This is a genomic window from Wolbachia endosymbiont (group B) of Schoenobius gigantella (assembly GCF_964031005.1).
GTDB lineage: Bacteria > Pseudomonadota > Alphaproteobacteria > Rickettsiales > Anaplasmataceae > Wolbachia > Wolbachia pipientis.
This window is the reverse complement of sequence record NZ_OZ035002.1, coordinates 529,587-556,343: the sequence shown is the minus strand read 5'-3', so window position 1 is coordinate 556,343 and position 26,757 is coordinate 529,587. Positions and strand designations below refer to the sequence as shown.

24 protein-coding genes, 2 rRNA genes and 2 pseudogenes are annotated in these 26,757 nt (G+C 35.2%); 15 read left to right on the top strand and 13 right to left on the bottom strand.

Going from position 1 to position 26,757, the window contains the following annotated elements; all coding sequences use genetic code 11:
• The first annotated feature begins 3 nt into the window (after positions 1-3).
• On the top strand, positions 4-300 hold the full coding sequence (gene tatB, locus ACQH2O_RS02710; protein WP_010082258.1) for a Sec-independent protein translocase subunit TatB: 297 nt from the start codon (positions 4-6) through the stop codon (positions 298-300).
• Positions 272-1,654 (top strand): PleD family two-component system response regulator, encoded by a 1,383-nt coding sequence (locus ACQH2O_RS02705; protein ID WP_010082259.1) that lies wholly within the window; start codon positions 272-274, stop codon positions 1,652-1,654. The genes tatB and ACQH2O_RS02705 overlap by 29 nt, the downstream gene beginning before the upstream one ends.
• A 459-nt stretch (positions 1,655-2,113) precedes the next feature.
• Here the strand turns inward: ACQH2O_RS02705 and recO are convergent, their stop codons facing one another.
• The 3 genes from recO to ACQH2O_RS02690 all read right to left on the bottom strand — a co-directional run bounded on the left by recO (position 2,114) and on the right by ACQH2O_RS02690 (position 4,074).
• Positions 2,114-2,836, bottom strand: a complete 723-nt coding sequence (recO, locus tag ACQH2O_RS02700; protein ID WP_010082260.1) for a DNA repair protein RecO — start codon at positions 2,834-2,836, stop codon at positions 2,114-2,116.
• The gene (locus ACQH2O_RS02695) at positions 2,820-2,966 is read right to left on the bottom strand and encodes a hypothetical protein (RefSeq protein ID WP_007548499.1); all 147 of its coding nucleotides are present in this window, start codon (positions 2,964-2,966) and stop codon (positions 2,820-2,822) included. Before ACQH2O_RS02695 ends, recO begins: the two co-directional genes overlap by 17 nt.
• Positions 2,967-3,042: 76 nt before the next feature.
• Positions 3,043-4,074: a PDDEXK nuclease domain-containing protein gene (locus ACQH2O_RS02690; protein WP_038199734.1), complete on the bottom strand. Its 1,032-nt coding sequence runs from the start codon at positions 4,072-4,074 to the stop codon at positions 3,043-3,045.
• Between the two features lie 172 nt (positions 4,075-4,246).
• Here ACQH2O_RS02690 and ACQH2O_RS02685 point away from each other — a divergent pair, with 172 nt between their 5' ends.
• Positions 4,247-4,867, top strand: a complete 621-nt coding sequence (locus ACQH2O_RS02685; RefSeq protein WP_022626225.1) for a hypothetical protein — start codon at positions 4,247-4,249, stop codon at positions 4,865-4,867.
• A 697-nt stretch (positions 4,868-5,564) separates the two neighbouring features.
• On the opposite strand, the gene ACQH2O_RS02680 is transcribed toward ACQH2O_RS02685, so the two are convergent.
• Complete coding sequence (locus ACQH2O_RS02680) at positions 5,565-5,903, bottom strand: outer membrane protein assembly factor BamE (RefSeq protein WP_006279908.1); 339 nt, start codon at positions 5,901-5,903, stop codon at positions 5,565-5,567.
• 131 nt (positions 5,904-6,034) lie between these two features.
• Between ACQH2O_RS02680 and ACQH2O_RS02675 the strand changes: the two genes are divergently transcribed.
• The 3 genes from ACQH2O_RS02675 to tsaB all read left to right on the top strand — a co-directional run bounded on the left by ACQH2O_RS02675 (position 6,035) and on the right by tsaB (position 8,858).
• Positions 6,035-7,024: a ribonucleotide-diphosphate reductase subunit beta gene (locus tag ACQH2O_RS02675; protein ID WP_006280119.1), complete on the top strand. Its 990-nt coding sequence runs from the start codon at positions 6,035-6,037 to the stop codon at positions 7,022-7,024.
• Between the two features lie 128 nt (positions 7,025-7,152).
• Positions 7,153-8,283, top strand: a complete 1,131-nt coding sequence (locus tag ACQH2O_RS02670) for a cation:dicarboxylate symporter family transporter (RefSeq protein WP_425385378.1) — start codon at positions 7,153-7,155, stop codon at positions 8,281-8,283.
• Positions 8,283-8,858 (top strand): tRNA (adenosine(37)-N6)-threonylcarbamoyltransferase complex dimerization subunit type 1 TsaB, encoded by a 576-nt coding sequence (gene tsaB / locus ACQH2O_RS02665; protein WP_010962437.1) that lies wholly within the window; start codon positions 8,283-8,285, stop codon positions 8,856-8,858. Before ACQH2O_RS02670 ends, tsaB begins: the two co-directional genes overlap by 1 nt.
• A gap of 9 nt (positions 8,859-8,867) precedes the next feature.
• On the opposite strand, the gene ACQH2O_RS02660 is transcribed toward tsaB, so the two are convergent.
• The gene (locus ACQH2O_RS02660) at positions 8,868-9,359 is read right to left on the bottom strand and encodes a hypothetical protein (RefSeq protein ID WP_425385377.1); all 492 of its coding nucleotides are present in this window, start codon (positions 9,357-9,359) and stop codon (positions 8,868-8,870) included.
• Between the two features lie 61 nt (positions 9,360-9,420).
• On the opposite strand from ACQH2O_RS02660, the gene ACQH2O_RS02655 reads away from it, so the two are divergent.
• A protein-coding gene (locus ACQH2O_RS02655; RefSeq protein ID WP_094189578.1) for an IS5-like element ISWpi1 family transposase occupies positions 9,421-10,253 on the top strand; the annotation gives its coding sequence in 2 pieces (ribosomal slippage) (positions 9,421-9,790 and positions 9,790-10,253; 834 coding nt in all).
• Here the strand turns inward: ACQH2O_RS02655 and ACQH2O_RS02650 are convergent.
• Positions 10,228-10,395 (bottom strand): hypothetical protein, encoded by a 168-nt coding sequence (locus ACQH2O_RS02650; protein WP_316659189.1) that lies wholly within the window; start codon positions 10,393-10,395, stop codon positions 10,228-10,230. The genes ACQH2O_RS02655 and ACQH2O_RS02650 overlap by 26 nt on opposite strands.
• Positions 10,396-10,675: 280 nt before the next feature.
• Between ACQH2O_RS02650 and ACQH2O_RS02645 the strand changes: the two genes are divergently transcribed.
• Both ACQH2O_RS02645 and ACQH2O_RS02640 read left to right on the top strand, forming a co-directional pair.
• Positions 10,676-11,386, top strand: a complete 711-nt coding sequence (locus ACQH2O_RS02645) for a class II aldolase/adducin family protein (RefSeq protein ID WP_010082280.1) — start codon at positions 10,676-10,678, stop codon at positions 11,384-11,386.
• A 105-nt stretch (positions 11,387-11,491) separates the two neighbouring features.
• Positions 11,492-12,472: pseudogene (locus ACQH2O_RS02640) on the top strand (IS3 family transposase).
• Positions 12,473-12,565: 93 nt separating this feature from the next.
• Here ACQH2O_RS02640 and ACQH2O_RS02635 read toward each other — a convergent pair.
• From ACQH2O_RS02635 to pstC, 4 genes are all read right to left on the bottom strand, one after another.
• Positions 12,566-12,745 carry an ankyrin repeat domain-containing protein gene (locus ACQH2O_RS02635; protein ID WP_223823054.1) on the bottom strand — a complete coding sequence of 60 codons (180 nt, stop codon included), beginning with the start codon at positions 12,743-12,745 and terminating at the stop codon, positions 12,566-12,568.
• Between the two features lie 426 nt (positions 12,746-13,171).
• Positions 13,172-13,516, bottom strand: a complete 345-nt coding sequence (locus ACQH2O_RS02630) for a F0F1 ATP synthase subunit epsilon (protein ID WP_006279902.1) — start codon at positions 13,514-13,516, stop codon at positions 13,172-13,174.
• A 12-nt stretch (positions 13,517-13,528) separates the two neighbouring features.
• Positions 13,529-14,956 carry a F0F1 ATP synthase subunit beta gene (gene atpD / locus ACQH2O_RS02625; RefSeq protein WP_010962432.1) on the bottom strand — a complete coding sequence of 476 codons (1,428 nt, stop codon included), beginning with the start codon at positions 14,954-14,956 and terminating at the stop codon, positions 13,529-13,531.
• A gap of 101 nt (positions 14,957-15,057) precedes the next feature.
• Positions 15,058-16,146 carry a phosphate ABC transporter permease subunit PstC gene (gene pstC / locus ACQH2O_RS02620; RefSeq protein ID WP_038199744.1) on the bottom strand — a complete coding sequence of 363 codons (1,089 nt, stop codon included), beginning with the start codon at positions 16,144-16,146 and terminating at the stop codon, positions 15,058-15,060.
• 107 nt (positions 16,147-16,253) lie between these two features.
• Here pstC and rpmH point away from each other — a divergent pair, with 107 nt between their 5' ends.
• The 3 genes and pseudogenes from rpmH (at position 16,254) to ACQH2O_RS02605 (ending at position 17,080) form a co-directional block, all read left to right on the top strand.
• Positions 16,254-16,388, top strand: coding sequence for a 50S ribosomal protein L34 (gene rpmH / locus ACQH2O_RS02615; protein WP_006279898.1), 135 nt, complete (start codon positions 16,254-16,256; stop codon positions 16,386-16,388).
• Positions 16,389-16,455: 67 nt separating this feature from the next.
• Positions 16,456-16,731, top strand: a pseudogene (gene rnpA / locus ACQH2O_RS02610) (ribonuclease P protein component); the annotation flags it as partial.
• A gap of 85 nt (positions 16,732-16,816) precedes the next feature.
• Positions 16,817-17,080, top strand: a complete 264-nt coding sequence (locus ACQH2O_RS02605) for a hypothetical protein (RefSeq protein ID WP_010082134.1) — start codon at positions 16,817-16,819, stop codon at positions 17,078-17,080.
• Positions 17,081-17,165: 85 nt separating this feature from the next.
• On the opposite strand, the gene rrf is transcribed toward ACQH2O_RS02605, so the two are convergent.
• Both rrf and ACQH2O_RS02595 read right to left on the bottom strand, forming a co-directional pair.
• Positions 17,166-17,272: ribosomal RNA gene (rrf, locus tag ACQH2O_RS02600) — 5S ribosomal RNA — on the bottom strand.
• 66 nt (positions 17,273-17,338) lie between these two features.
• Positions 17,339-20,104: ribosomal RNA gene (locus ACQH2O_RS02595) — 23S ribosomal RNA — on the bottom strand.
• 335 nt (positions 20,105-20,439) lie between these two features.
• Between ACQH2O_RS02595 and ACQH2O_RS02590 the strand changes: the two genes are divergently transcribed.
• From ACQH2O_RS02590 to guaA, 3 genes are all read left to right on the top strand, one after another.
• Positions 20,440-21,516 carry a methyltransferase domain-containing protein gene (locus ACQH2O_RS02590; RefSeq protein WP_010082287.1) on the top strand — a complete coding sequence of 359 codons (1,077 nt, stop codon included), beginning with the start codon at positions 20,440-20,442 and terminating at the stop codon, positions 21,514-21,516.
• A gap of 58 nt (positions 21,517-21,574) precedes the next feature.
• Entirely contained in the window at positions 21,575-23,359 is a 1,785-nt protein-coding gene (locus tag ACQH2O_RS02585) for a ribonucleoside-diphosphate reductase subunit alpha (protein WP_006280151.1), read from the top strand.
• Between the two features lie 978 nt (positions 23,360-24,337).
• On the top strand, positions 24,338-25,900 hold the full coding sequence (guaA, locus tag ACQH2O_RS02580) for a glutamine-hydrolyzing GMP synthase (RefSeq protein ID WP_010962427.1): 1,563 nt from the start codon (positions 24,338-24,340) through the stop codon (positions 25,898-25,900).
• A 32-nt stretch (positions 25,901-25,932) separates the two neighbouring features.
• On the opposite strand, the gene ACQH2O_RS02575 is transcribed toward guaA, so the two are convergent.
• Positions 25,933-26,640, bottom strand: coding sequence for a TerC family protein (locus ACQH2O_RS02575; protein ID WP_010082284.1), 708 nt, complete (start codon positions 26,638-26,640; stop codon positions 25,933-25,935).
• Positions 26,641-26,757: the final 117 nt, after the last annotated feature.

Below are 26,757 nucleotides of genomic sequence, written 5' to 3'. Positions count from 1 at the left end.
AAAATGTTCAATATAGGTCTTTCAGAAATTTTAGTTGTAGCTTTAGTGAGCATAATTGTTCTTGATAAAAATAAGGTACCTGTATTTATTGATTTTATTAAGACTATATATAGGTATTTTACAATTGTAAGGTTAAAAGCCAGAAGGTTATTGAAGGATGCCGGAATTGAAGACTTATATAAAGAGTGTAATACTGAGAAAGTAAATTACATAGTTGGTAAAAATGGTAAGCTTTATCCTACTTACGATATAGATAATACATCTAAAGATAATGACAGCGAAGATTCTGGTAGTAGATGATGTACTATCTAATGTCAAGCTTTTAGAAGCTCGACTAAAAGCAGAGTACTATACGGTTATCGTAGCTCATGATGGTGAAGAAGCTATAGATTTAGTAGCAAAGCAGCAGCCTGATATTATATTACTTGATATCATGATGCCAAAGATGAATGGCTTTGAAGTTTGTAAGGAGCTAAAGAGTGATCCCTTGACAACCCATATTCCAATAATTATGGTAACTGCGCTGCATGATACTCATGATAGAGTGCAAGGTATTAATGCTGGCGCGGATGATTTTCTGACTAAACCAATAAACGAAACTGCTTTATCTTCACGAATTAAGTCTCTCACACGCTTAAAGATGATTATCGATGAATTGCGTTTGAGAGGAGAAACTAACGCTGAGATTGGTGGAGTCGCAGGAAACAGTATTATGGATTATTCCAATCAGATTTTTGATGCTAACGTACTTGTTATAGATGAGGATGTTCATCAAGCAGAGCAGATATATAATATATTAAAGCAACGCTTTAGGTCAATTAAAATACTGAGTGATCCAATGGAAGCATTGAAGGTTGGTATTGAGAATGGTTACGACCTGATCATTTCTGATATGCAATTTTCAAAAACTGACGGCTTGCGTTTGTGTTCTGAGTTTCGTAGTAAGGTGGAAACACGTTATACACCAATTCTGATTCTTTCTGAGGATTATGATAAAAACAATTTAGTAAAAGCACTTGATGTAGGTGCTAATGATTATTTAACAGTACCTTTGGATGAGGGTGAGCTAATAGCAAGGGTTAATTCGCAAGTAAAACGCAAAAGATATCAAGATGCCTTGAGAATGAATTTATTTAATAATGCGGAAATGTCTATAAAGGACCCATTAACTAACTGTTATAATAGAAGATATTTTGATGCACACTTAAGAAACATTGTTAAGGACTCTGTGGAAAAGGATAGAAGGTTGTCTCTTATGATACTTGATATAGACTATTTTAAGATAGTGAATGACAGTTTTGGGCATAGTGCTGGAGATGAACTTTTAAAGCAAATACAGAAAAGAATTTCTGAAAATATCAGAGTGACAGATTTACTAGCTAGGTTTGGTGGTGAGGAGTTTGTTGTTGTAATGCCAGATACCAATGTATCAGATGCGTATACTATTGCGGAGAGAATACGAAAAATTATTGCTAAAAAACCTTTTATACTTGCGGATAAAAATACAACCCACGATGTAACTGTGAGCATTGGAATTGCAGAAATGCAAGAATCTGACCTTGACAATATTAAAGAATTTATAGTACGTGCCGACAAATATTTATATAAAGCAAAAAACAGTGGTAGAAATAGAGTGGTTACTGGCTATAGCTAAAGTGGCTTAAGTTTGCCGACAACCGTCATTCCGCTACTAGTTAGCGGAATCTATGCTGAGATACCGCGAATGAATCGCGGTATGACGGTTCGCGGCAGCATGACGATAAGGTTTATACCTTGTCATTCCAGTGCTTGACACTGGAATCCAGTTTTCCATATAATCTCATCGAAAACGTTGTAACCACTTTCCATGCTAGTTTGCTTGTTCACAAGCAAACTTTTCTGGATCCCAGTGTCTGGGCACTGGGATGACATCATAGGGGCGCTGGGATGACACCCTGACAACCGTCGTCCCGCTGCTTGTTAGCTGGATCTATGCTAAGAGATACCGTGAATAAATCACGGTATGACGGTTCGCGGTGGCATGACGATAAGTTCGTCATCCCGCTACTTGTTAGCTGGATCTATGCTAAGAGATACCGCGAATGAATCGCGGTATGACGTAGGACTGCTAAGATTAAAGCGACAACATGAGGTTTCTCAGCTCTGGAAATTTCACGTTTAACTGCAAAAATAGATACTTATTTAAAAAATATCCTGTGACTTTCAGTCCTAACTGAAATTCTTGGAATGAGTAGCTGTTTTGTAGGTTATTATTGTATACATCATGTAACATTTGTGGAAAAGGTAGGAGTTTATCTGCATAATAATCTCCTACTTTTTTTGACACTGCTCTACCAGTTTTTGGAGAAATAAATTGTAAATTTTCCTTAACACCTGTTACAGCGCATTTGGATAAGTCTAACTTGAATCCCAATTGCGTAAGAAGCAGAAGCTCTAAGTTAAGATAATGGCTTTGCCAAGACTGATTGTTGTGTTTAATTACATCGATGAAATATCGAAAATTGTCATACAGCATGGCACAGGGTTCACTTTCTGGAAGCACTTTTTCTAAAATAGAGGAGAAAGAAACAATAGTAATGCTTTTTAACCTATCTTGAAAGAAATGATGGAATGGAGATTCGATTAATTCGCACTTAAAAAAACCTAGATTTTCAGGTAACTTAGCACTCCATTCTGCATGTAATAGATTACTTATCTGAAACTTATAATTGCTATTGTTTGTTAGCTTAGTTAATCCCCTGCGCTTTCCATGATTTTTTGTAAACAGAGAAAGAATTAAGTTTTTATCGCCGTATTTTTTAGCAGCTATAATGATGCCTTCATCTTTCCATCTCATTTAGAGTGTATTGACCGTATGATATATAGGATAGTGCACCTAGAGCGTGTAATCCATAAAAATCACTTACTCCGTTACTGTTTGCTTCCAAAGTTTCAAGGCTATGAGAGAGTAAGTTATTGGCTGCCACTCTTCTTCCTGAGCCTGATGCATTTCATACTGAGCTTTTGGTTTGCTAAATAATTGTTTGAATGATTTTAGTAACATTACTTTTCCTCGTCTGAAATTTTGGATAATTCAGCTTCTAATTCTTCTATCGTCGGTAAAGCTGTTTTTATGTTCTCTGGTAGATTTTCAGTTATTCGATATTCTGCTAGCCCTATTGGCTTGTTCATGTCTCGGAGTGTATATTTAGCAAGTACATCGTCTTTAGATTTACATAAGATTAACCCTATAGAAGGTTGATCTGTCGAGTGCTTCAGTAAATCATCAACTGCAGAAAGATAAAAATTCATTTTACCAGCATATTCCGGCTTAAAATCCTTATCTTTTAGTTCAATCACTACGAAGCAACGTAACTTTAAATGATAGAATAATAAATCAATATAAAAGTCTTTATTACCAACATCTAAATGAAATTGTCTACCAACAAATGCAAATCCTTCACCGAGTTCTAACAGAAATTTTTCCATATGCCCTACGAGTCCTTTTTCTACTTCTCTTTCATGAGCATCCTTACCTATACTTAAAAAATCAAAAATATACGGATCTTTTAATGTGTAATGTGCTAGATCGGATTGTGGAGATGGTAATTTTTCTTTAAAATTAGTTATTGCTTTTCCTTGACGTTTATGTAGTCCAAGTTCTATCTGCATCACCATAATGTTACGTGACCAGCCATGTTCAATAGCTTTTTTTACATAAAATAATCTTATTTCATGACTTTCTATTTTTTCCAAAAGAGTGATATTGTGATACCAAGTTAATTGTGCAAGAGGCTCCTGCACAAATTCAACATCAGGATATTCTTCGGCAAACTTACGCATATACTTCAGATTTCTCATGCTAAAGCCTTTCATTTCTGGAAATGTACTTCTCAAATCCTTACTTAATTGATCAATTACCTTAGCTCCCCAGGTATGTTCTTTTTGGCGTTTTAGGATCTCTGTACCAATATGGTGGTAAAGCAAAATAAGCTTACTATTTACTGCAAGTGCTGCTTTATAACGGTTTGTTGCAATATGATCCTTCAATTGCTCTAAAAATTCTGTATATTCTTTTGCTATAATTTTTGTCATACGGTTCCTTTTAATCCATTATACAATTCCTTTGTCTGTCGAGAAGACAATCTTCCGCTTGCCTTCAGCTTTGAAGGGATTCCTTATTGACTTCAAACTCGTCCATCAACTAAAATATATTGACTTTACGTGCAATATTAGCTTTAAACCAGTAAAACAAGCTGCTTAACATATGCGTTTTTTCTATTCGAATTATATTCTTTTTTTGTCTTTATGTTGTTTTTTGCTTTTTTCGTTATCTTCAACAAAAGCCCAAACGAATGATACGTTAGCTGTTCCTATACCACAAAGGAAAAAAGAAATAGTTGAGCACACTGTTGTAGCACAACCGAGGCAAATTATCGAAATGCAAGAAGAAGTCATTATTAACGAGGGTAAAGAATTCATTCCAATTCCAAAAAGAAAAAAAAGTGTAGAGAAAAAACTAAGAAGGGATGTTAGAGGGGCAAAAAATGAAATAGGAAACGAAAAAAGCGTTGAGAGCAAAAAGGATGAATTAGTTGTAACAGAAATTATTAACTCTATAAGAGACAAGCTCACAAAATGCTGGAGCATTCCTGAAAGCATAGCTTACAAAGAAAATTTTAATATAAAAATTAACTTATTGTTATCCAGTCAAGGCGAGATAATTATGGCGGATGTAGCAGACAGTGATTCCTATCGAAATAATCCACTTTTCAGGTCGATAGCAGATAATGCAATGCGTGCAGTATATAAATGTAGCCCATTGACCGGCTTGCCTACTCAGCACCACCACATTTGGCGTGAAGTAACACTAGATTTTATTCTATAGCTAAAGTAATTCTATAATTTAATAAGCCCACTGTATCCGTTCAGAATAGCAGCAAGGTAGTATAACCATAGAGTAAAAGTGAGTTTACAACAAATGGTGTCATCCCAGTGCTTGACACTGGGATGGCTTTGTTGCATCGCTACTTATGAAAGGCTAACTATAGTTAGGATTATAAGCAACCTATTGAAAATCTTGTTTTTTTGCAATCAATCTGATCAAATTTAAGAATAGTAATTTGTTATTTATATTAATAAATTTAATTCTATTGAAAATAGCTAAAGCATTGAAATTCTTGAATTTTAGCCGGATTGGTAAATGGTAGTGAAATTTCTTTTACTCAAATTTAGGTATTCATTGACCGTTCTTGTTATAAATACCAGAATAATAAGCTACTGATATTCCCTATCTTTTTTATCTTTAATCCATCATAGCTAGCGATGCAACAAAGCCCACTGGGATCCAGTTTTCTTTACAAATTCACCAAAAGTGCTTCATTCTATAACGCAAAACCCATACTTACCAAACCCAATGCATTACTTGCAATTAAGTTTCCTGGATCCAAGTAGTCTGGGCACTGCCGTCATAAAGGAACTAGTGTCAGCTACTTTCATGACACCCTTCTGGTAGGCCCAAATCGCAATGTTCGTACAGTTATGGAATGAACCGCGGTATGACGTAGGAAGATCTGAGCAAACTTTCAATCAGAAACAGCCAAAGATCTCTCTAAGATGTCAGTTTCTTTTGTATCTTCAACTTTACCGTCCTGGTCGAATGAAATTTGCAGAGACTTACTACTATACTTCCTTTTTCCTAAAAAATTGGCTTGTTTAATTTTATATGAGACATAGTACCAAACATTGTCATCGAACTTTGATACTAATGTTGGTGATCCTAAAGTGTGAACCACTTTTTCTTTATCGTCACCTACTTTTATCTTGCTCCACAATTCAACACTAATGCCAGGAGCTCCGTGATTGTGAATAGTGTGAGTGCAGCTCACTGTAAATAATAAAATAAAAGATATTAATACTCGCATTTCTGTTGATAAATTACTTGAAGCTATAATACACTAATAAATTATCTGCCGTCAAATTTCAAAAAAGTTAAATTGACTGATTCTCAATATCACTTAATATAATATTTACTTTAGAAAATAATAGGTGTCTTATGTCATTGTTAGAAGCAGATCCAATATACAAACCTTTTAATTACCCTTGGGCGTATGATGCGTGGCTGCAGCAACAAAGAATCCATTGGATACCTGAAGAAGTTCCGCTCGCTGATGACGTGAAGGATTGGAAAACTAAACTTTCAAGTGTAGAAAAAAATCTACTAACCCAGATCTTTAGATTTTTTACTCAGGCAGACATTGAAGTAAATAACTGCTACATGAGGCATTATTCAAATATATTTAAGCCAACAGAAATATGCATGATGCTTGCAAGCTTTTCCAATATGGAAACCATACACATTGCAGCTTATTCTTATCTTTTAGACACAATTGGCATGCCAGAAAGTGAGTATCAAGCATTTTTAAAGTATGATGCTATGAGAAAGAAATATGAATATATGTTGGAATTCGAGGAAAGCAAAAAACACGATAAAAAACATGTAGCTAAAACTCTAGCAGTGTTTGGTGCATTCACTGAAGGGTTGCAGTTATTTGCATCATTTGCAATTTTGCTCAATTTCCAACGTTTTGGAAAAATGAAAGGAATGGGGCAGATAATCGCCTGGTCAGCCCGTGATGAAACTTTGCACACCAATTCAATTATCATGTTATTTAATACATTTATTAAAGAGAATAATGAAATTTGGGACAACGAGTTTAAAGAGGAATTATATTCTGCATGTCGCACCATCGTTGAACTTGAGGACGAATTCATAAAGCTTGCCTTTGATTTAGGAGATGTTGAAGGACTATCCGCAGAAGAAGTGCGCAATTACATACGCTACGTAGCAAACAGACGGTTAATGCAATTAGGTCTTGAGTCCATATATGATGTCAATGATAATCCTATTCCGTGGCTTGATGAAATACTAAATGGCGTTGAACATACGAATTTCTTTGAAAATAGAGTAACAGAGTATAGCCGCGCAGCAACTCAAGGCACGTGGGAAGAAGCTTTTACTGAAAATGACACGAATAATAAGTGAATGCTAATTTCACTCTTTTTTGTCATTCCACTTTCATTACACCATTTGCTGTGCAGTTTAGACAGTTTTGCTTTACTTAACAACTAACTTACCATATATATGTCCATAGGACATTGGTATATAAGAACGTGCTACAACTATTAATCTTACTCACGGTCATCACTTCAGCTGCATTCTTTGGTCATTTAGTTCCAATGGAAGTAAAAACCTTCTTGTACTCAACGAGCCTTAGTATAAAAGAGGTTTTGCTATTTATAATGCCTTTTATTATTTTTGCGTTAATCTTTAGCAGTGTTAACAATCTTAAGCAGTCAGCTATAAAGTTCATATTGTTACTTATTATAATGATCTTCTTATCGAATCTGGCTTCAAGTTTAATAGCTTATTCTGTTGGGCATTTTATCATACAAAACACTTATTCAATACAAGATATAACGTATGAAGAAACAATTGTTCCCTTATGGTCGTTTAGACTGCCTGCATTGCTTTCTAATTTTTATGCCCTTGCTTGTGGATTTGTGTCCAGCATAGTAGTGTCCACACTGCTACCCAAAAAAAGCAGAGAGCTTTCGAACAAAATGTTAGATTTAACTCTCTTTATTTTGAAGACGTTTTTGACGCCGATTATTCCAATATTTGTACTTGGGCTTGCTTTAAAAATGCAGCATGATCAAGTTTTATCTATAATATTTAAGGATTACTCAATAATTTTCATTATTATAGCATCTGCAACCTACCTTTATGTTTTCCTCTTATATGGAGCAGCAAATTCATTCAAGATCACAAGCTGGATAGCTAGTATAGGCAATATGATACCGGCATTTATTACTGCAATGAGCACAATGTCTAGTAATGCAACTATGCCGCTTACTCTTGAAGGAAGCAAAAAAAATGTAAAGCAACCTGACATAGCATCGTCTGTTGTGCCAATAACTGCTAGCTTTCATTTAGTAGGTGATTGCTTTTTTATTATAATATTATCAATGATAATTGCCTCCGGTTATTCATTGTGCACAACAGACTATGTAACTTTCCTTCTCTATTTTTTGTTATTTAAGTTTGCTATCGTGGCAGTTCCGGCAGGAGGAATTATGGTAATGCTACCTATTCTTGAGAAATACCTCAAATTTTCTCCAGAAATGCTTTCGTTAATCACAGCACTGTATATAGTGTTTGATCCAATAATCACTTCAGCAAACGTTATGGGTAATGGTGTCTTTGCTATAATGTTTACAAAACTCTATGATAAGCTTAAGTAATGTCTATTTTAGCGATTGATACTGTAGGTATTGGTAGTTCAATAGCAATAGTTGATTATGATGGTAACTGTTTTGTAGAGCACAATTCCGCCAGCAACAATCATGCAGAATCATTTTTTCAAATTCTGAATACTTTGTTTGATAAGCACAACTATAATTATGATAAAATAGATCATTTAGTGGTAGTAGTTGGACCAGGAAGTTTCACTGGAATTAGAGTTGGTATATCAGCTGCACAAGGTATAAATCTTGCTACAAATAAGCCATTATACGGAGTTAGTGCGCTGGAAGTTCAAGCCTACGCAATATCTTTGCTTTGTACGAATAACAAAAAAAATATCAGAGCTATAGTCAAAAATGCTCAAGGGTTTTATACGCAGTTATTTGATTTCAATTTATTGCCACTATCTGCACCTGGATCCCAGTGTCACGCTACAAGCAGTACACATATGGATTGCAATTTAAATGCTAGCCATGCAGGGCTATTAGTCCGTTATAGATTAGAGAACAAGCAAAAATTAAATGAAGTTGAAGCTCTATATTTAAATGAGCCTCAGTATATGAAATCATTATAGACTATTCTTTCACGTACATGCAATGTTACTAAGCTTGTGCATCTGGTTTACTATCTCTTGAGCTACTTCTTTTATAATCATATCTGAATTTTCTATCTCTATGGCACTTGGTGGTATAAATAAATCGTCAGTCCTAAATTTCTCTACAATGCTATTTAGATTAATCACCTTCCTATTTTTTCTTTGCCTTTTTAATGCAATACGCTTTTGTAATGTCGGTAGATCACACCTAAGTACCACAGGAAGGATTTCTGTGTTCATTTTTTTACTAAGCCTTACTATTGAATCATACATCCTCATGTTCTGGTCATTATTTTCCATCAACTCATCAATAAATATGTAATTTTTTGAGTGAATCGGATAATTTTCTATTACCTGAAGCATAATTTGCATAATGCCATATATTCTATCTTGAACTTCTTTAGGTATTTGATCACGTTCAAAGACACCATCGTATATAGAGCAAGCTTGAACATTGTTATAGAACTTACTATTTACAATTAGAGGTTGTCCGGAAACAAGTAAAAGGCTATAATATCTGAAATTTTAGTACGGGGTAAAGATGAGAAAAAAGTATCCAACAGATCTAAGCGAAAGGGAATGGGCAAGAATAGAAAAACACTTCAGAGTATCATACAAGAAAGGAGGAAGGCCGCCAAAGTATAGCAAAAGAGAAATATTAGAAGCAATTTTCTATGTATTGCGTACAGGGTGTCAATGGCGGTATTTACCAAATGATTTTCCGCTATGGAAGACTGTGTATGAGCAGTTCAGGCAATGGAAGAAGCAGGGAATTTTTGAGAAAATGAATTATGAAATTACAAAATATAGTAGAAGAAAAATAGGAAGGAATGAGCAGCCGAGTGCCTGTATAGTAGATAGTCAATCTGTAAAGACTACAGAAAAGGGGGGATCAAAGGCTATGATGGAAGTAAAAAAGTAAAGGGTAGAAAAAGGCATATAATTACAGACACTCAGGGTTTTATACTAGGTTGTTACGTAGGCGCTGCTAACGAAAATGATAGAGATGGTATTAAAATAGCATTAAACAATATGAGAACAAAATATACTAAAGTTAAAAAAATGTGGGCTGACATGGGATACCAAGGAAGAAATTTAAAGAATCACATAAAGGAAGAATATGACATAGATATTGAAATTGTTAAAAGGCCTCCATGTAGATTTTGGGTGCACAAAGATACGCCACCTGAGCTACTACCAACAAGAGAACAAGGGTTTAAAGTACAGCCAAGAAGATGGGTTGTAGAAAGGACTTTTGCTTGGGTTAATAGGAATAGAAGGCTATCGAAGGAGTATGATTTACTCACAACATCCACTGAGAATTTCATATACCTAGCTATGAGTAGGGTTATGTTAAAGAGGGAATATGCTTGAATTTACTAGTTTCCGGACAACCTCTTAATGCGTTTATCATATTAGATAATTCTATTGCTGTGGAAAGTTTACCACTTCCCGAAAGACCAGAGAGATATATGAAAAATCCTGCTGGCTGTTTTTTTGTGTTAATATTTACCATATTATTTTCAATCTTGAAACTTACATTTATAATAACATAAAAATGAAGCTTTAAAACATATGAAATATTATATAGAAAATTATTTTTGTAGTTAAGATATTATGTAATTTAAAAACATAAATTCTGTATATAAACTCTATAATAACGATAACTATTTTTAAGCAAGCTACAACACAAAAGTGTTTGGTATTCAGAAAGCAAGACAGAGTGGCATAGACTTATTAGTTTACTACAAGTCTCTTTTCGCGTATAAACCTTCAGAAGATTCTAACAGAGGATTGTGTTGTTAACAAAGAGCAGAGTAAAAAGGGATCTAGTCTATGCCTATCAGATTTTGTCCTACCTTAAGTTCGATGATCATACATATACTCACCTTTCAGTGCGTTCTGAAGATCAAAAGTCGTTTTATATTTATCCGTTTGGTATGCGTTTTGATGAAGTAGATGAACGTTCGTTAATGAAAGTATCATTTGATGGAGATGTAATTGAAGGCAAAGAATATCAATATAATAGAACTGGCTATATAATTCATGGTTTTGTTTATCAAGCAAGGAAAGATATTCAAGCAATTTTTCACTTGCATACACCTTCTATTGTAGCGGTTTCTTCTCTCAAAGATGGGCTGCTTCCTATAAGTCAATGGGCACTGCACTTTTACAATAAAATCTCTTACCATAATTATAATTCCCTAGCACTTAGCGATACAGAAGGAAAGAGGTTAATAGCTGATCTGAAAGAAAATTTTGTCATGTTAATGCGTAATCATGGATCTATAACGTGTGGTCGGACTATACAAGAAGCAATGTTTTACTCGTATCATTTAGAACAAGCGTGCAAAACTCAATGTTTAACGTTAGCAATGAATAAGGAGTTATCAATTCCAAGTGAAGAAATTTGCTCAAAAGCTGTAAAGGATCTCCTATCTTTTGAAAGCAATCTTGGTGAGAGGGATTGGCACGCATGGGTTAGACTAATTAAAAGTAAGTTGTAAGAGACTTTCGCACTACTATCTGTCATCCAAGTAGTGACCTTACCCAGAAAAAGTAGAGAGAAAGTTAAGACGTTTTTGGAGTAAAATAAAACGTTTTTTCAAAATATGACAAATAGAAGAGAATATACAGCAGAATTCAAATTAGAAGCTGTTAAGCTGGTTAAAGAAACAGGTCAAGCAAGTACAAAAATAGCAAAAGATCTAGGTATAGATGGCAGTATGTTAAGTAAGAAAATATAATGGAAAAATGTCTGTAGCATACGCATTTCCAGGCAAAGGCTCCTTATGACAAAGAAAGATTTGATCTAAAAAAAGAGCTAATAAGAGAAAGAGACATCTTAAAAAAAGCCCTGGGCAAAGAAAAAGAGTAAAGTATTCTTTTATATAGAAATTGCTATAAAACACAGGAACTATGTAGGGTTTTGTACTGGTGGTATGGGTTGCTAAGGAAAAAAGCAGTAAAGAATTAGCAAAAGAAGGGCTTCTAGCAGATATTCAAAAAATACATCAAGCTTCTAAATGCAGATATGGAGCCCCTAAAATTCACGCTGAATTAAAAGCTTTAGGCAAAAATTAAAACAGTACAAAGTGTTATGCAAGAAAATGGCATTAAAGCCAAGTTTAGACGAAGGTTCAAAAATAAAAAACAGCAAATAAGCAACCGAGTTGTGGCTCCGAACACATTGGATCAAAATTTTACTACTGATCAGCCAAATAAAGTTTGGGATTACCTACATAAAAACTAAAGAAGGTTGTTGGCGGCAATAATTGACCTATATTCACGCATGGTGGTTAATGAGTAACATGATAATTAGTTATAGATTCTTTATTGATGGCCGTTGATAAACGCAAACCCGATAAAAATCTGCTGTTACATAGCGATCAAGGGTCACAGTATACCTCTCAAAATTACCAATTTCTATTGAATACAAAAAACATCATTTCCAGCATGAGCCATAAGGGCTGTTGTTACGATAACTCTGTTGCAGAAAAGTTCACTTAAAAGGGAGCTGCTTATTGATACTTCTCGCTCAACAAACCAGAACTGCCATATTTGAATACATAGAAATCTTTTATAACAAATAACGTAGACATTCTACTATTAACTATTGCATTCCTGCACAATTTATTCTCATGATAAAAACGTCTTAACTTTCTCTCTACTTTTTCTGGGTAAGGTCAATTTGGGTCTGCACCATTTTTGAGTAATAGTTTTACTTCTTGTGCATTACCATCTTCTACAGCTAGGAATAATTGTTCTTCCTGTGTTTTTACGCGTGTTTCCACATTAGATATAAAAAATAACAATACTAAACATGCAATACCAATAATGCTAATATATTTTATAACTTTTCTCATAAGATATTTTACAATGCTTCTAATAATATTAGATATCATCTATAAAATTAAAAAATCCATGAAAGGGGATGAAAATATGTAAAAAAGTATTATTGATTAATTAAAAACAGATTTTGATTTAATAATACTAATAAAATCGATTTATCTTAAATTTACGTTGATTTTTACCTGTTATTTTTTGTAGTTTATCCAACGTAAATTCCAGGTAAAACAAAGTCGTTATCTCCAACCGTTACAACCAACTCTCCTTCTTTAATTTTTATTTGATTAGGTGTATGGTCCCATACCATCACACTCTGGGATCATACACCTAAAGTACTCCGACACTGGGATGACACCCCGGGGTTTCTGGGATGACAAAAAAGAGCCCCCTGAGCAAAAATCTTATAGCCACTTGAATGATAATTGACTTTTTGCCTAAAATAACTAAGAAAGAAACTTCTCATCAAGATAACTTAAATATATACTAATTCTCTTATTTTTAAACGATTTCTCATCATGAATTGCACGATCAAAAACCTGAATTTGACTTGTTATAATGCTACAATTATTATTTGCAACTTCTAATACGCCACTATCAATTACAACCTTCTTTTCTGTTTGGTTACTCATTTTAACAGTAATCATACCAGGCAATAAATAAATTAAGTAAGGAGCATGGTGAGCTAAAATCATAAGCTCCCCTTCGAGCCCAGTTACTGAAAGAGAAACCACTCCACTGAATGAAATTTGATCATCAGGAGAGAAAAATTGCACTTTAAAAGTATTCATAATCTTTAACTTTTATTTAGCTTCAGCTTGTATTAATTCAGCCTTTTTTATTGCTTCATCTATATTCCCCACCATATAAAAAGCAGCCTCTGGTAAGTGATCATATTTGCCTTCAACAATCCCTTTAAAACTGGAAACAGTATCAGAAAGTGAAACAAATTTACCAGGCATGCCAGTAAATATTTCTGCAACGTGAAAAGGTTGAGAAAGAAATTTCTGAATCTTCCGAGCCCTATCAACAATAATTTTATCTTCATCAGATAGCTCATCCATACCAAGTATTGCGATAATATCTTGCAGTGATTTATAAGTTTGCAATATACGTTTCACCTCAGAAGCTACATTATAATGTTCTTCACCAATGATTTCAGCAGATAAAGACTGAGAAGTTGAATCAAGTGGATCAACAGCAGGGTATATTCCCATTTCAGCTATTTGCCTTGACAACACTGTGGTTGCATCAAGGTGAGAGAATGTAGTTGCTGGGGCTGGATCAGTCAAATCGTCCGCAGGAACATATATAGCTTGCACAGAAGTAATAGAGCCAGAAGTTGTTGAAGCTATTCTTTCTTGCATTGCACCCATATCAGTTGCAAGGGTTGGCTGATAACCAACAGCTGACGGTATTCTTCCAAGTAAAGCAGAAATTTCAGAACCAGCTTGTGTAAATCTAAAGATATTATCCACAAAAAATAGAACATCTTGGTTTTCACGGTCACGAAAATACTCTGCCATAGTAAGTGCTGTTAAAGCAACTCTAGCCCTTGCTCCAGGAGGCTCATTCATCTGACCATAAACCAAAACAGCTTGAGATTTTTCATGCTCATTTATATTTATTACATTTGAAGTGATCATCTCGTGATAAAGATCGTTACCTTCACGCGTTCTCTCCCCTACCCCGGCAAACACAGAAAATCCTTTATGAGCTTTTGCTATATTATTAATTAATTCCATTATTAGGACTGTTTTACCAACACCGGCTCCACCAAATAAGCCAATTTTTCCTCCTTTAAGATAAGGTGCAAGAAGATCTATAACTTTTATTCCCGTAACTAAAACTTCTTCCTGTATTCTCTGTTCAGTAAAACTTGGAGGTGCTCTGTGTATAGGCTCTAAGTTATACTTTCCCTTCAGTGGACCACACTCATCTATAAGCTCTCCAACAACATTAAAAATCCTTCCTAAAGTTGAACGCCCAATTGGCACCGATATTGGTGCACCTGTATCAACAAATTCATCCCCCCTTGACATGCCATCTGTGCTATCCATAGCAATACAACGAACTATATTGTCACCTATATGCTGCGAAACTTCTAAAACCAGCTCCTTATCCTTATATTTTAGTTTGCTTTTTAAAGCATTAAATATTTTAGGCAATTCACCTTCAAATTTTATATCAACAACTGCTTGAGTTACCTTAATCGCTCTACCTATATTCATCTCTTTATTTTTATCACCTAACACTATAATTCCATAAAAGAACTTCTAAAGAAAATAAATTTTATATTATTAATAGAAATTTTGCAACATTAAAACGCTTACTAGTTACGCTTCATTACAAACAATGCAAATGCATTTAATAGCCAAGTAATAATAAACAATACTAAACTAAGCGCATAAGCAGCAAGAGTTTGTACACTATTGAAATCCTGATCTCCGGTAAGTAATGTAGCGATCTGCACGGTAATGGTAGTAACTGAATTAAGAGGGTTAAAAGTCAAATTTGCGTTGATTCCCACAGCCATTAGCACAATCATTGTTTCACCTATCACTCTTGAAATTGACAATAAAATTGCACTTAAAATTGTAGGCATTGCATAAGGTATTGTTATATGCCATATAGTTTCCGCTGGAGTTGCACCAAGTGCCATGAAGCCATAACGCAAGCTTTTTGGAACAGATCTTATGGCATCTTCGAGTAAAGAAATAATAAAAGGAAGAATCATTATCCCAATCGATAAACCGGCAACTAAGGCACTTTCTGAGTGTATACTTAAACCAAAAAAATTTGCTACCTGCTTTATAAAGAAAGACAAAAACACAACCGCGAAATATCCATATACAACCGTAGGAATAGCAGACAAAACTTGCAAAGTTGTATTAACAATATAACGCACTTTCTCACTCGCATATTCACTAATATATATTGCAGAAAATAAACCAAGCGGAACGACAACTAACATTGCTATAATAGTTATAAGTAATGTACCAACTAAAAGCGGCGCTATACCAAAACATCCTATCTTCTCTTCATTGATAGTGACTACATTGTGGCCCCATTTCAAGCAAAACAAGAATTCTGAAATAGCTACTTTATTAAAAAAACTAATGGATTGAATAAAAATAGACAGCATTATAAATAAAGTGATAAAAAATGATATGGCCAAAGCCACAAATAACGAAAGTTTTATTATCTTATTTCTTTTATTTTTAAAGATAAAAGCAAGCATGAAAAAAAGTAACGCTATAGAAATAAAAGTTACAAAACAATTATTATAGAATACTAACAACCAAGTTAGCATCCATACACAACTAAGATATAGATAAGATTTAACCTTATTTACTTCTTGAAACCTACTAAAACAAAATAAAAGGATTAGTAAGACAGGTATGACTATCACCGAATTCATTCTTCCATGCATCAAATTTTATTCTACGAAAATGTCATACAAGTTCACCATTATTTGACAATAAAGTAAAACAATTTAAAATAAATAATTATATTAATATAAAAACAATGAAGAGAACATTTCAACCAAAAAATTTGATAAGAAAGCGCAGACACGGATTTCGTTCACGTATGGCAACAAGAGCTGGAAGAAAAATCCTTAATAGGCGCCGTTCATTAGGGTGTAACAAATTATGCGCATAGTAAGTATAAAAAAAAAGATTTTTCTTCTGCTTTCAAAAATAAGTTAGCACTCAACAGTCTTTTTTATCGTGGGCTTTATATATCACTGTACGCTATAAAAGAAAGAGAACCTGAAAAGTACATTCATACTATTAGAGTAGGTCTGGCTATCAGTAAAAAAACCGGAAAAGCAGCAAAAAGAAATAAAATAAAAAGGCAACTACGAATGCTTGCTAAAATTAGCATTTTAAATATAAGTAATATAGGGCACTACTACATAATACTAACTCATAGAAACATTATGCAAGCAAGTTATAAAAATTTACAAAAAGATCTAACTATTTGCTTAAAAAAGATAAAATAAAAAAAATCTCAATTAAGGTATTTACAACTATATTTTTTATGATAATATAGGTAAAATTTTTAAAAATAGTTAATGGGTGTGGTGAATGGTAGAGCATATAAAAGAGGTAAATAACACAGGCTTTGGTCAGATGTATCAATTCTTATTTCTTCCTAAAGGAACAGGAACAGATTGGAGGTCAGCATTTCGCCAACAAGAAGAATTATTTAAAAAAGTGGGAGGTAATGTAATATTACCAGAAGTCAGTAATTCTCCTTCAAAAGGGAATCAATTAGGGGAAGTAGGAACAATGCTAAATAATGTAGAAAATGACCAAGAACATATAAGAAAAAAAAGATATCGTAGTTAAAGTAAAAACTTAAAGAATAGTAACAAAACAAGAAAGTTAAAATATAAGTATACCTACTGTCTAATTAACAAAGAAATTTTTATAAACTTGGCGGCGACCTACTCTCCCTTTTCAAGTACCATCAGCGCTAAAAAGTTTCACTTCCGAGTTCGAGATGAGATCGGGTGGTTCATTTTTGCTATAGCCACCAAGTCAATAAAAATTTCTAACTTAACAATTTTAACTTAATATTTAACACTGCATACACACATATAGAAAGCAAATAAATCAATCAGGCTATTAGTACTAGTTAGCTTCACATGTTACCATGCTTCCACACCTAGCCTATCAACGTGGTAGTCTTCCACGGCCTTAATTGGGAAATCTTTTTGAAGAGGGTTTCTTGCTTATATGCTTTCAGCAATTATCCCATCTATACATAGCCACCCAGCGATGCTATTGGCATAACAGCTGGTACACCAGAGGTATATCCATCTCGGTCCTCTCGTACTAGAGTCAGACCTTCTCAAATTTCCTTCACCCACGGCAGATAGAAACCGAACTGTCTCACGACGTTCTAAACCCAACTCACGTATCACTTTAATCGGCGAACAGCCGAACCCTTGGAACCTTCTTCAGCCCCAGGATGTGATGAGTCGACATCGAGGTGCCAAACGGTGTCGTCGCTATGAACGCTCGAACACCATCAGCCTGTTATCCCCGGCGTACCTTTTATCCGTTGAGCGATGACCCTTCCATACAGAATCACCGGATCACTATGACCGACTTTCGTCTCTGCTTGGCTTGTCAGCCTCGCAGTCAGGCAAGCTTATGCCATTATACTATCAAGCTGATTTCCGACCAGCTCTAGCTTACCTTCGCACGCCTCCGTTACTTTTTAGGAGGCGACCGCCCCAGTCAAACTACCCACCATACAATGTCCTAGTTCCAGATAATGAAACATAGTTAGATATCAAAAGTGTAAAGGGTGGTATCTCAAGGTTGACTCCATTATAGCTAGCGCTATAACTTCAAAGTCTCCCACCTATCCTGCACATCACACTTTTAATAGCAATGTAAAGCTATAGTAAAGGTGCACGGGGTCTCTTCGTCTAACCGCGGGTACCCCGCATCTGCACGGGGAATTCAATTTCGCTGAAGTGATGTTGGAGACAGTGGAGAAATCGTTACGCCATTCGTGCGGGTCGGAACTTACCCGACAAGGAATTTCGCTACCTTAGGACCGTCAGTGTTACGGCCGCCGTTTACTGGGGCTTCAATTCGGAGCTTGCACCCTTCCTATTAACCTTCCAGCACCGGGCAGGCGTCAGACCCTATACTTCCACTTACGTGTTTGCAGAGTCCTGTGTTTTTAGTAAACAGTCGCTACTCCCTATTTTGTGCCACCTACTCATAGTTGCCTAAAAGCAGGTTACCCTTCTTCCGAAGTTACAGGTATAATTTGCCGAGTTCCTTCAACATCATTCTTTCAACACCTTAGTATACTCTACTCATCCACCAGTGTCGGTTTGCGGTACGGCCTCATAAATATAAGTGCTATTTCCTGGAGCTTCTTTTAAGCATAGATCAATCCAATAAGATCTATACAAATACGAAACCCGTCACACTTAAGAGGTTTAGGAATATTAACCTAATTGCCATCGACTACTCCTTTACGGACTCGCCTTAGGAACCGACTAACCCTACGCAGATTAACTTAACGTAGGAACCCTTAGATTTTTGGTGAGAGTGTTTTTCACACTCTTTTACGCTACTTATGTCAGCATTCTCACTTCCGATATCTCCAGCAGTTTTCACAAACCACCTTCACAGACTTACGGAACGCTCCGCTACCGCGCCTATTGATCGAAATCAATAAGCACTCACATCTTCGGTATACAGCTTTAGCCCCGGTACATTTTCGGCGCAGAAAAACTTATTTAGACAAGTGAGCTGTTACGCTTTCTTTAAAGGATGGCTGCTTCCAAGCCAACCTCCTAGCTGTAATGGTTTTTCTACTTCCTTCCCCACTTAGCTGTAATTTTGGGACCTTAGATAGTGATCTGGGTTGTTTCCCTCTTCACCACGGACTTAGCACCCGTAGTGTGCCTGCTGTATAATTAATTGTTGGTATTCGGAGTTTAGTTAGATTTGGTAAGACGTTGAATCCCCCTAGTCTATCCAGTGCTCTACCCCCAACAACATACATACAACGCTCTACCTAAATAGATTTCGCGGAGAACCAGCTATTTCCAAGTTTGATTGGCCTTTCACCCCTAATCACAACTCATCCAATAATGTTGCAACATTAACTGGTTCGATCCTCCAGTGTGTTTTACCACACCTTCAATCTGGTCATGACTAGATCACTTGGTTTCGGGTCTAATCCATAAAACTAAAACGCCCTATTCAGACTTGCTTTCGCTACGCCTACACCTAACGGCTTAAGCTTGCTTCATAGATTAACTCGCTGACCCATTATGCAAAAGGTACGCTGTCACTCTAAATATCAATAAATTGATATAGAGCTCCAACTGTTTGTAAGCACTTGATTTCAGATTCTATTTCATTCCCCTCCCGGGGTTCTTTTCACCTTTCCCTCACGGTACTTGTTCACTATCGGTCGTTAAGGAGTATTTAGGCTTGGAGGATGGTCCCCCCATATTCAAACAGGATTTCACGTGCCCCGCTCTACTCAAGGATTTAAAAACTTTCTACTTATACAGGACTATCACCTTCTATGGTTACTATTTCCAGAGTATTCTAATTCTTATTCTTAAATCACTAGCCTTTTCCGCTTTCGCTCGTCACTACTAACAGAATCTCGGTTGATTTCTTTTCCTTTGGCTACTTAGATATTTCAGTTCACCAAGTTTGCTTTACATACTTAGTACGTAATAACTAGCTAAACTAGTTGGGTTTCCCCATTCGGAAATCTGCGGATCAAAATTTGTTGACAATTCCCCACAGCTTATCGCAGCCTGCCACGTCCTTCATCGCCTCTTAACGCCAAGGCATCCATCAAGTGCTCTTAATAATTTATTTATCCGACTATATGCAGAATATGCAGAGTTAAATATTATTAAAATTGAATTGAGATTAAATTAATCTCTACCATAAAACTTGTCAAACATCTAAAAACTAAATTAATCTTTTATATGTTATAACCTAATAAATAATATGTCAACGCCTTTTTGCACAAAACATTTACTTATATTATCAACAACAATATACTAGCAATCCTAAACAGTATAATCTGAGAAATATGTGGTAAACTTATATATACAGTAAAAATTAATAAAAAAGATATTTTGTAAGATAAAATGTGTTAAAATCAATTGCCTAAAAATGATAATAAACATTCGGAGTATTTCTAACGTATGAAAAGTAATCTCTCTTTTATAAAAAACGTTGCTTTAAATTGTATGTCTAAGCTCATTGGCGTATTAAATATTAAGAAAGTAAAACACTTCATTGTGAATAAATATAATACTCTTCATAAAGAAATGACAGTGCTTCTTAAAAAATCTAAGAACCTGTTAAACACCAACATTGAAATCGGTTTATATCACTTTTATAAAGGTAGCATATCAGATGCAAAGTTACGATTTTGGTTAATTAGCATATTTTACCCCCATTTACCTATAGTCTGGTATAACATCGGAAGGTGTCATTTTGCGGTAGGGAATACTAACAAAGCTTATAATTATTTAACAAGGGCACTAAAATTAGATAATGACCACGAGGAGGCGTCTTACTATATAAAAAAAATGACAAACTCAGCGCCTATTACAGAATTGCCAAAAAACCTCATAAGACAATATTTTGATTACACAGGTGAATATTTTGTTGAGCATTGGTTGATTGCCAAACAATATAGAGGGCATGAACTTGTACACATGATAATTACAAAAATCTTCAACAACTCCACTTCTGAGCTCAATATACTCGACCTTGGTTGTGGAACTGGAATATGTGGTCATTTCTTGAAAATAAATAGTATTGGAAACCATATAACAGGAATTGACATTTCAAGTAGAATGCTAAATATCGCAAGAGGATGCTTTATAAAAGGTAAGCCTGTTTACAATGAATTAATACATATGGAAATGAAAGAGTTTCTTAAACAAGAGAAAAACCAGCAGTATGATGTAATTATCTTTGCTGAAGTGCTACATTATCTACATGACTTTCAAGAAGAGTTGGAATTAGCAAAAAGATCTACGAGCAAAAAAGGAGTTATTGTATGTTTAATAAGAAGAAAGGAAGGTGAAGGTATTGACTTTGTAAACAAAGGAGACTATTTTCGTCACTCAGAAAGTTATGTTCAACATGTTGCAAAAGAAATAAATATGCAAATAAGTTATATGAGTTACTGTAAAATATATGGCAGTCAGGTTGACGGTATCTTGTTTGCATTACAGCATCAACAAAAAAATCCGAAAAACCTAACTTAAAAATCGCTCAAAATGACTTTTAAGTACCTATATATAATAAAAGAATAAAAGGAACTTTATGAATAACATTACCATTAATTACGCAAAGGACAGCAAATTAACCGACTTTGGAAAAGCAGTTCTATCAGACAGGTATTTAATAGAAAATGAAAGTTATCAAGACCTCTTTGCACGTATTGCTAATTACTATTCTGATAATAAAGAACATGCGCAGCGTCTTTATGACTACATGAGCAACTTGTGGTTCATGCCTTCAACACCAATACTCAGCAATGGTGGCACTAAGAGAGGGTTACCTATCTCTTGCTTTCTTAATGAAACCGAAGACAGCTTGCAGGGAATAGTTGATCTATGGAACGAAAATGTTTGGCTTGCTGCACGTGGAGGAGGCATAGGTAGTTATTGGGGAAATTTACGCTCAATAGGCGAAAGCGTAAAGGGTAGCGGCAAAACATCAGGAATTGTTCCATTTATTGTAGTGCAAAATGCTCTAACACTTGCAATTAGTCAGGGATCCCTAAGGCGAGGAAGTTCAGCAGTCTACCTTCCTGTATCTCATCCGGAGATAGAAGAGTTTCTAGATTTACGCAAGCCAACAGGCGGTGACCCAAATCGCAAAGCGTTAAATATACATCATGCTGTAATAGTAACAGATAAATTTATGCAGGCTGTTGAGAATGATCAAGAATGGAATTTAATAAGCCCTCACAACAATAAGGTTATTTCAACTGTAAAAGCGCGGGATATATGGATCAAAATATTAACAGCAAGAGTTGAAACTGGAGAACCTTACATTATTTTCCTTGATGCAACAAATAACAATAAGCCAGAATCTTACAAAAAGCTCAACTTAGACATCAAGATGTCAAATCTATGCAGTGAAATAACTTTAACCACAGGTTATGATCACCTGAATAAGTCACGCACTGCTGTGTGTTGTCTATCATCCGTAAACCTTGAGTACTACGAAGAATGGAAAGACAATAAACTCTTCATAGAAGATATAATGCGCTTTCTTGATAATGTATTGGAAGATTTCATAAATAAAGCACCGAATGAAATGCAGCGAGCAAAATATTCTGCAGCCAGAGAACGCAGTATTGGTCTTGGTGTGATGGGCTTTCACTCATTTTTACAAAGCAAAATGGTTCCTTTTGAATCAGTAACAGCACAACAATGGAATAAAAAAATATTTAAGTATTTACGCGAGCAAGCAGATATAGTTTCTAAAAAATTAGCAGAAGAAAAGGGAGCATGTTCTGATGCCAAAGAAGTTGATCTAATGGAAAGGTTTACACACAAACTCGCTATTGCTCCTACTGCCTCGATCTCCATTATTGCAGGTAATACCTCCCCTGGAATAGAACCATACGCAGCAAACGTATTCATACAAAAGACACTTACAGGCTCATTTGTAGTGCGAAATAAATTCTTGCAAAAACTATTAGCAGAAAAAAATCAAGACAATGATAAAATATGGTCTTCAATTTCAACAAACGAGGGTTCCGTTCAGCATTTAGATTTTCTTAGTGAGCATGAAAAATTGACATTTAAAACAGCGTACGAGCTTGACCAAAGATGGATTATAGAACATGCAAGTGATAGAACTTCATATATTTGTCAATCTCAATCAGTAAATCTGTTCTTACCTGCCAACGTACATAAACGTTACTTGCACAAAATACACATGCTTGCTTGGAAAAAAGGATTGAAGAGCTTATATTACTGCAGATCACAATCAATGCAGAGAGCCGATAAGGTCTCGCATGACATATTCAAAAAAAGTGAAATATTGCAACAAAAAACAGATATTGACTACGATGAATGTCTGTCATGCCAATAGCGGCCTTACTCAGAAAAAGTAGAGAGAAAGTTAAGCAAATGGGTAAATAGACTTCTTGCATAACCATATAACGCACTTTTATTGGGAATAGAAACGAAAAAACTTCCTTGACAAACTCCGCCAGCCCTCTTATCATAAAATTGAAGCTATTTATTTATCTTCTCTCTACAGATTAAAGGACAAAAAAACTCACGTATCTGGCGTCTCATGTTTAATTTTTTGCACTATGTGCACCTTATGTCTTTATCAAACTTCTACCTACATAAGCTGAAACGCGCTTATAAAGCGTTTAAAACATAAAAAAACGCCAACTTAAAAAATGGATAGTGAATAACTAGCTACCCTAGGGTTTCTTTTGCCTTTTTTTCTGTTTAGTAAATTTCTTAAACATTTATAGCTAAGGTTAGTTGCATTTAAAAGCAGCTGAGTCGCGGTTATTAAGCGTTTAGAATAAAAAAACGCCATACTTGAAAGTATAATGTAAGTAATTAGCCAACTACGGGGCTTCTTTTGCCTTTTTTTTCATTTGGTAAATTTCTTAAATATTTATGGCTAAACGACAATCGTCATCCCGCTACTTGTTAGCGGCCGAGATACCGCGAATGAATCGCGGTATGACGGTTCGCGGTGGCATGACGATAAAGTTTATACCTCGTCATCCCGCTGCTTGTTAGCGGGATCTCTTGTTAGCGGCTGAGATACCGCGAATGAATCGCGGTATGACGGTTCGCGGTGGTATGACGGTTCGTGGCAGCATGAAGATAATCCCGCTACTTGTTAGCGGCTGAGATACTGCGGCGGTATGACGTAGATTGCTGTCATTCCGCTACTAGTTAGCGCCGCAGCGGTATGGTGTAGGAAAATTAGCTATATAGCTAACTTGTACCACGCGTTAAAGCTTTTAAACAGGTCTTGGTTTACTTACTCCATTATTTTCTTTATTATCAGATATCATTTTAAATAATATGGAGGAGCAAATTGTCAGCAATTGCCATTATTGATTTTGGTTCACAGTTTACACAGCTTATCGCAAGACAAGTAAGAGGAATGGGTGTTTATTGTGAGATATTTCCAAGCAACATCAGTTTTGAAACAATATCAAAATTCAATGGGTTTATTCTCTCTGGAGGACCACAATCTGTAAATGATGATTGTTCTGAAACAAGTAGAGTAGTACATGAAATTATAAAACTTAATGAGGCAACAAGCGTTCCTATACTTGGAATATGCTATGGACAGCAACTCATTTGTCATTATTTTGGAGCAAAAGTAAAAGAGAGTTTCAAACAGGAGTTTGGTAGAACTAAAATCAAGATACTAAAAGAATCCCCCATTGTAAAGGATACCTGGGATGTTAATTCTGAAGTGGATGTATTAATGAACCATGCGGACAGTGTTGATACTATACCACAGGGATTTACTGTTATCGCATCAGGTGTGATAAATCAAACAATTGCAATGATTGTCAACGAACAGCGGAAGATTTACTGTACTCAGTTCCATCCTGAGGTTAAGCCCACAACAAATGGCAGTAAATTGCTCTCTAACTTCTTGGATATTGCAAATTGCAAAAGAGACTGGACAATGAAGTCGTTTATTGAGGAGCAAAAGGAAAAAATCAAAAATGTAGTAGGAGAGAAAAAAGTAATCGCTGCAGTAAGTGGTGGGGTTGATTCAAGCGTTGCAGCGGCTCTCACACATAAAGCTATAGGAAAACAATTGAACTGTATTTTTATCGATACTGGGTTGTTACGCAAGAACCAAACCATCGCTATGTTGAAAGAGATTCCGATAAATTACGTTGATAAATCAAATTTATTTTTGAGTAGGTTGAAGGGAATAACTGATCCAGAAGAAAAGCGAAAAATTATCGGTAACACTTTTATTGAAGTGTTTGAAGAAGAAGCAAAAAAAATAGGTGATGTGGATTTTTTGATGCAAGGTACCATCTACTCTGATGTAGTTGAGTCAGGGCATGCCTCAGACAACACTAGTACAATTAAGTCTCACCATAATGTTGGTGGGTTGCCAGAAAAGATGAATCTGAAGTTAGTGGAGCCTTTACGTTACCTCTTTAAAGATGAGGTAAGGCTACTTGGAAAAGAAATTGGGCTTTCAGACGAGATAATATTTCAACATCCATTTCCTGGACCCGGACTTGCAGTGAGGATTATAAGTGAAGTCGATAAAGAAAAGGTGCAAATATTGCAAGAAGTAGATGAAATATATATTAATACGATGAAAAATTACGATCTATATGATAAGATATGGCAAGCTTTTGCTGTATTATTACCAATAAAAACTGTAGGCGTTATGGGAGATGGTCGTACGTATGGATATGTTTGTGCTTTAAGGGCTGTAACATCATCTGATGGTATGACAGCCGATGCATTTCCATTTGAAGATAAGGATCAACACTTGCTAGTATTTTGGGATTTTTTACGCAATGTCGGCAGTATAATTGTTAATAATGTTCCCGGAGTAAATAGAGTTGTTTATGATATCACTTCTAAACCACCCGCAACTATTGAGTGGGAGTAAATCAAAAAGATCCCGCTGCTTGTTAGCTGGATCTAGAGATACCGCGAATGAATCGCGGTATGACGGTTAATTTTCTTTATTTTGCTTATAATTTCCACAAGCAGTGCAAACATAAATGAAGAATACAAATATCCTTTTGGTAATTCTATATGAAATCCATGAAGTATGAGGTACACACCGACAAGTAAAACAAATAAAATGGCGATTATTTTTAACCCTGGGTTAGATTTGATTAACTGGGCGGTATAACTTGATAAAAACAGCATTGCTAGCATGGAAAATGTAAATGCTGTAGCAATTATTACCATGTTATAAGTTAGTGCTATAGCAGTTAATATCGAATCAACCGAAAAAACTAAATCTATTAATATAATTTGTAGCACAACTAAAAAAAATTTTGATTTAACGTTTGCTTTCTTTTTATTTTTCTTACATACAAAGATGTCATCCCGTAACTCCATAGAGCTCTTAACAATAAGGAATAATCCCCCTGCGATCATAAGTAAATCCCTTGCTGATGCAGTGTGAAATATAGGTTTTTGCATTGATAATATAGATGATGTAAAAAATAGTATTACAAAACGCATTAATAGTGCTAATCCAAGGCCCATAAGGCGCACTCTTTCTCTCAGCGCATTTGGTACCTTATCTATTGCTAGAGAAATAAAGATTAAATTGTCTACACTAAGTATAGTTTCAAGTAGTGTAAGTGTCAGTAAAGTCCAAGCATCAGTTAGCATTTTTGTTTCAAATTCGGTTCTTCTTACTCTACAATAGATGTGTAAAAATTAAGTGACTTCACTCAGAAGTTTTATAGCAGTTCTCCAGAAAAACAGGATATATAAAGTTCAGCAGCT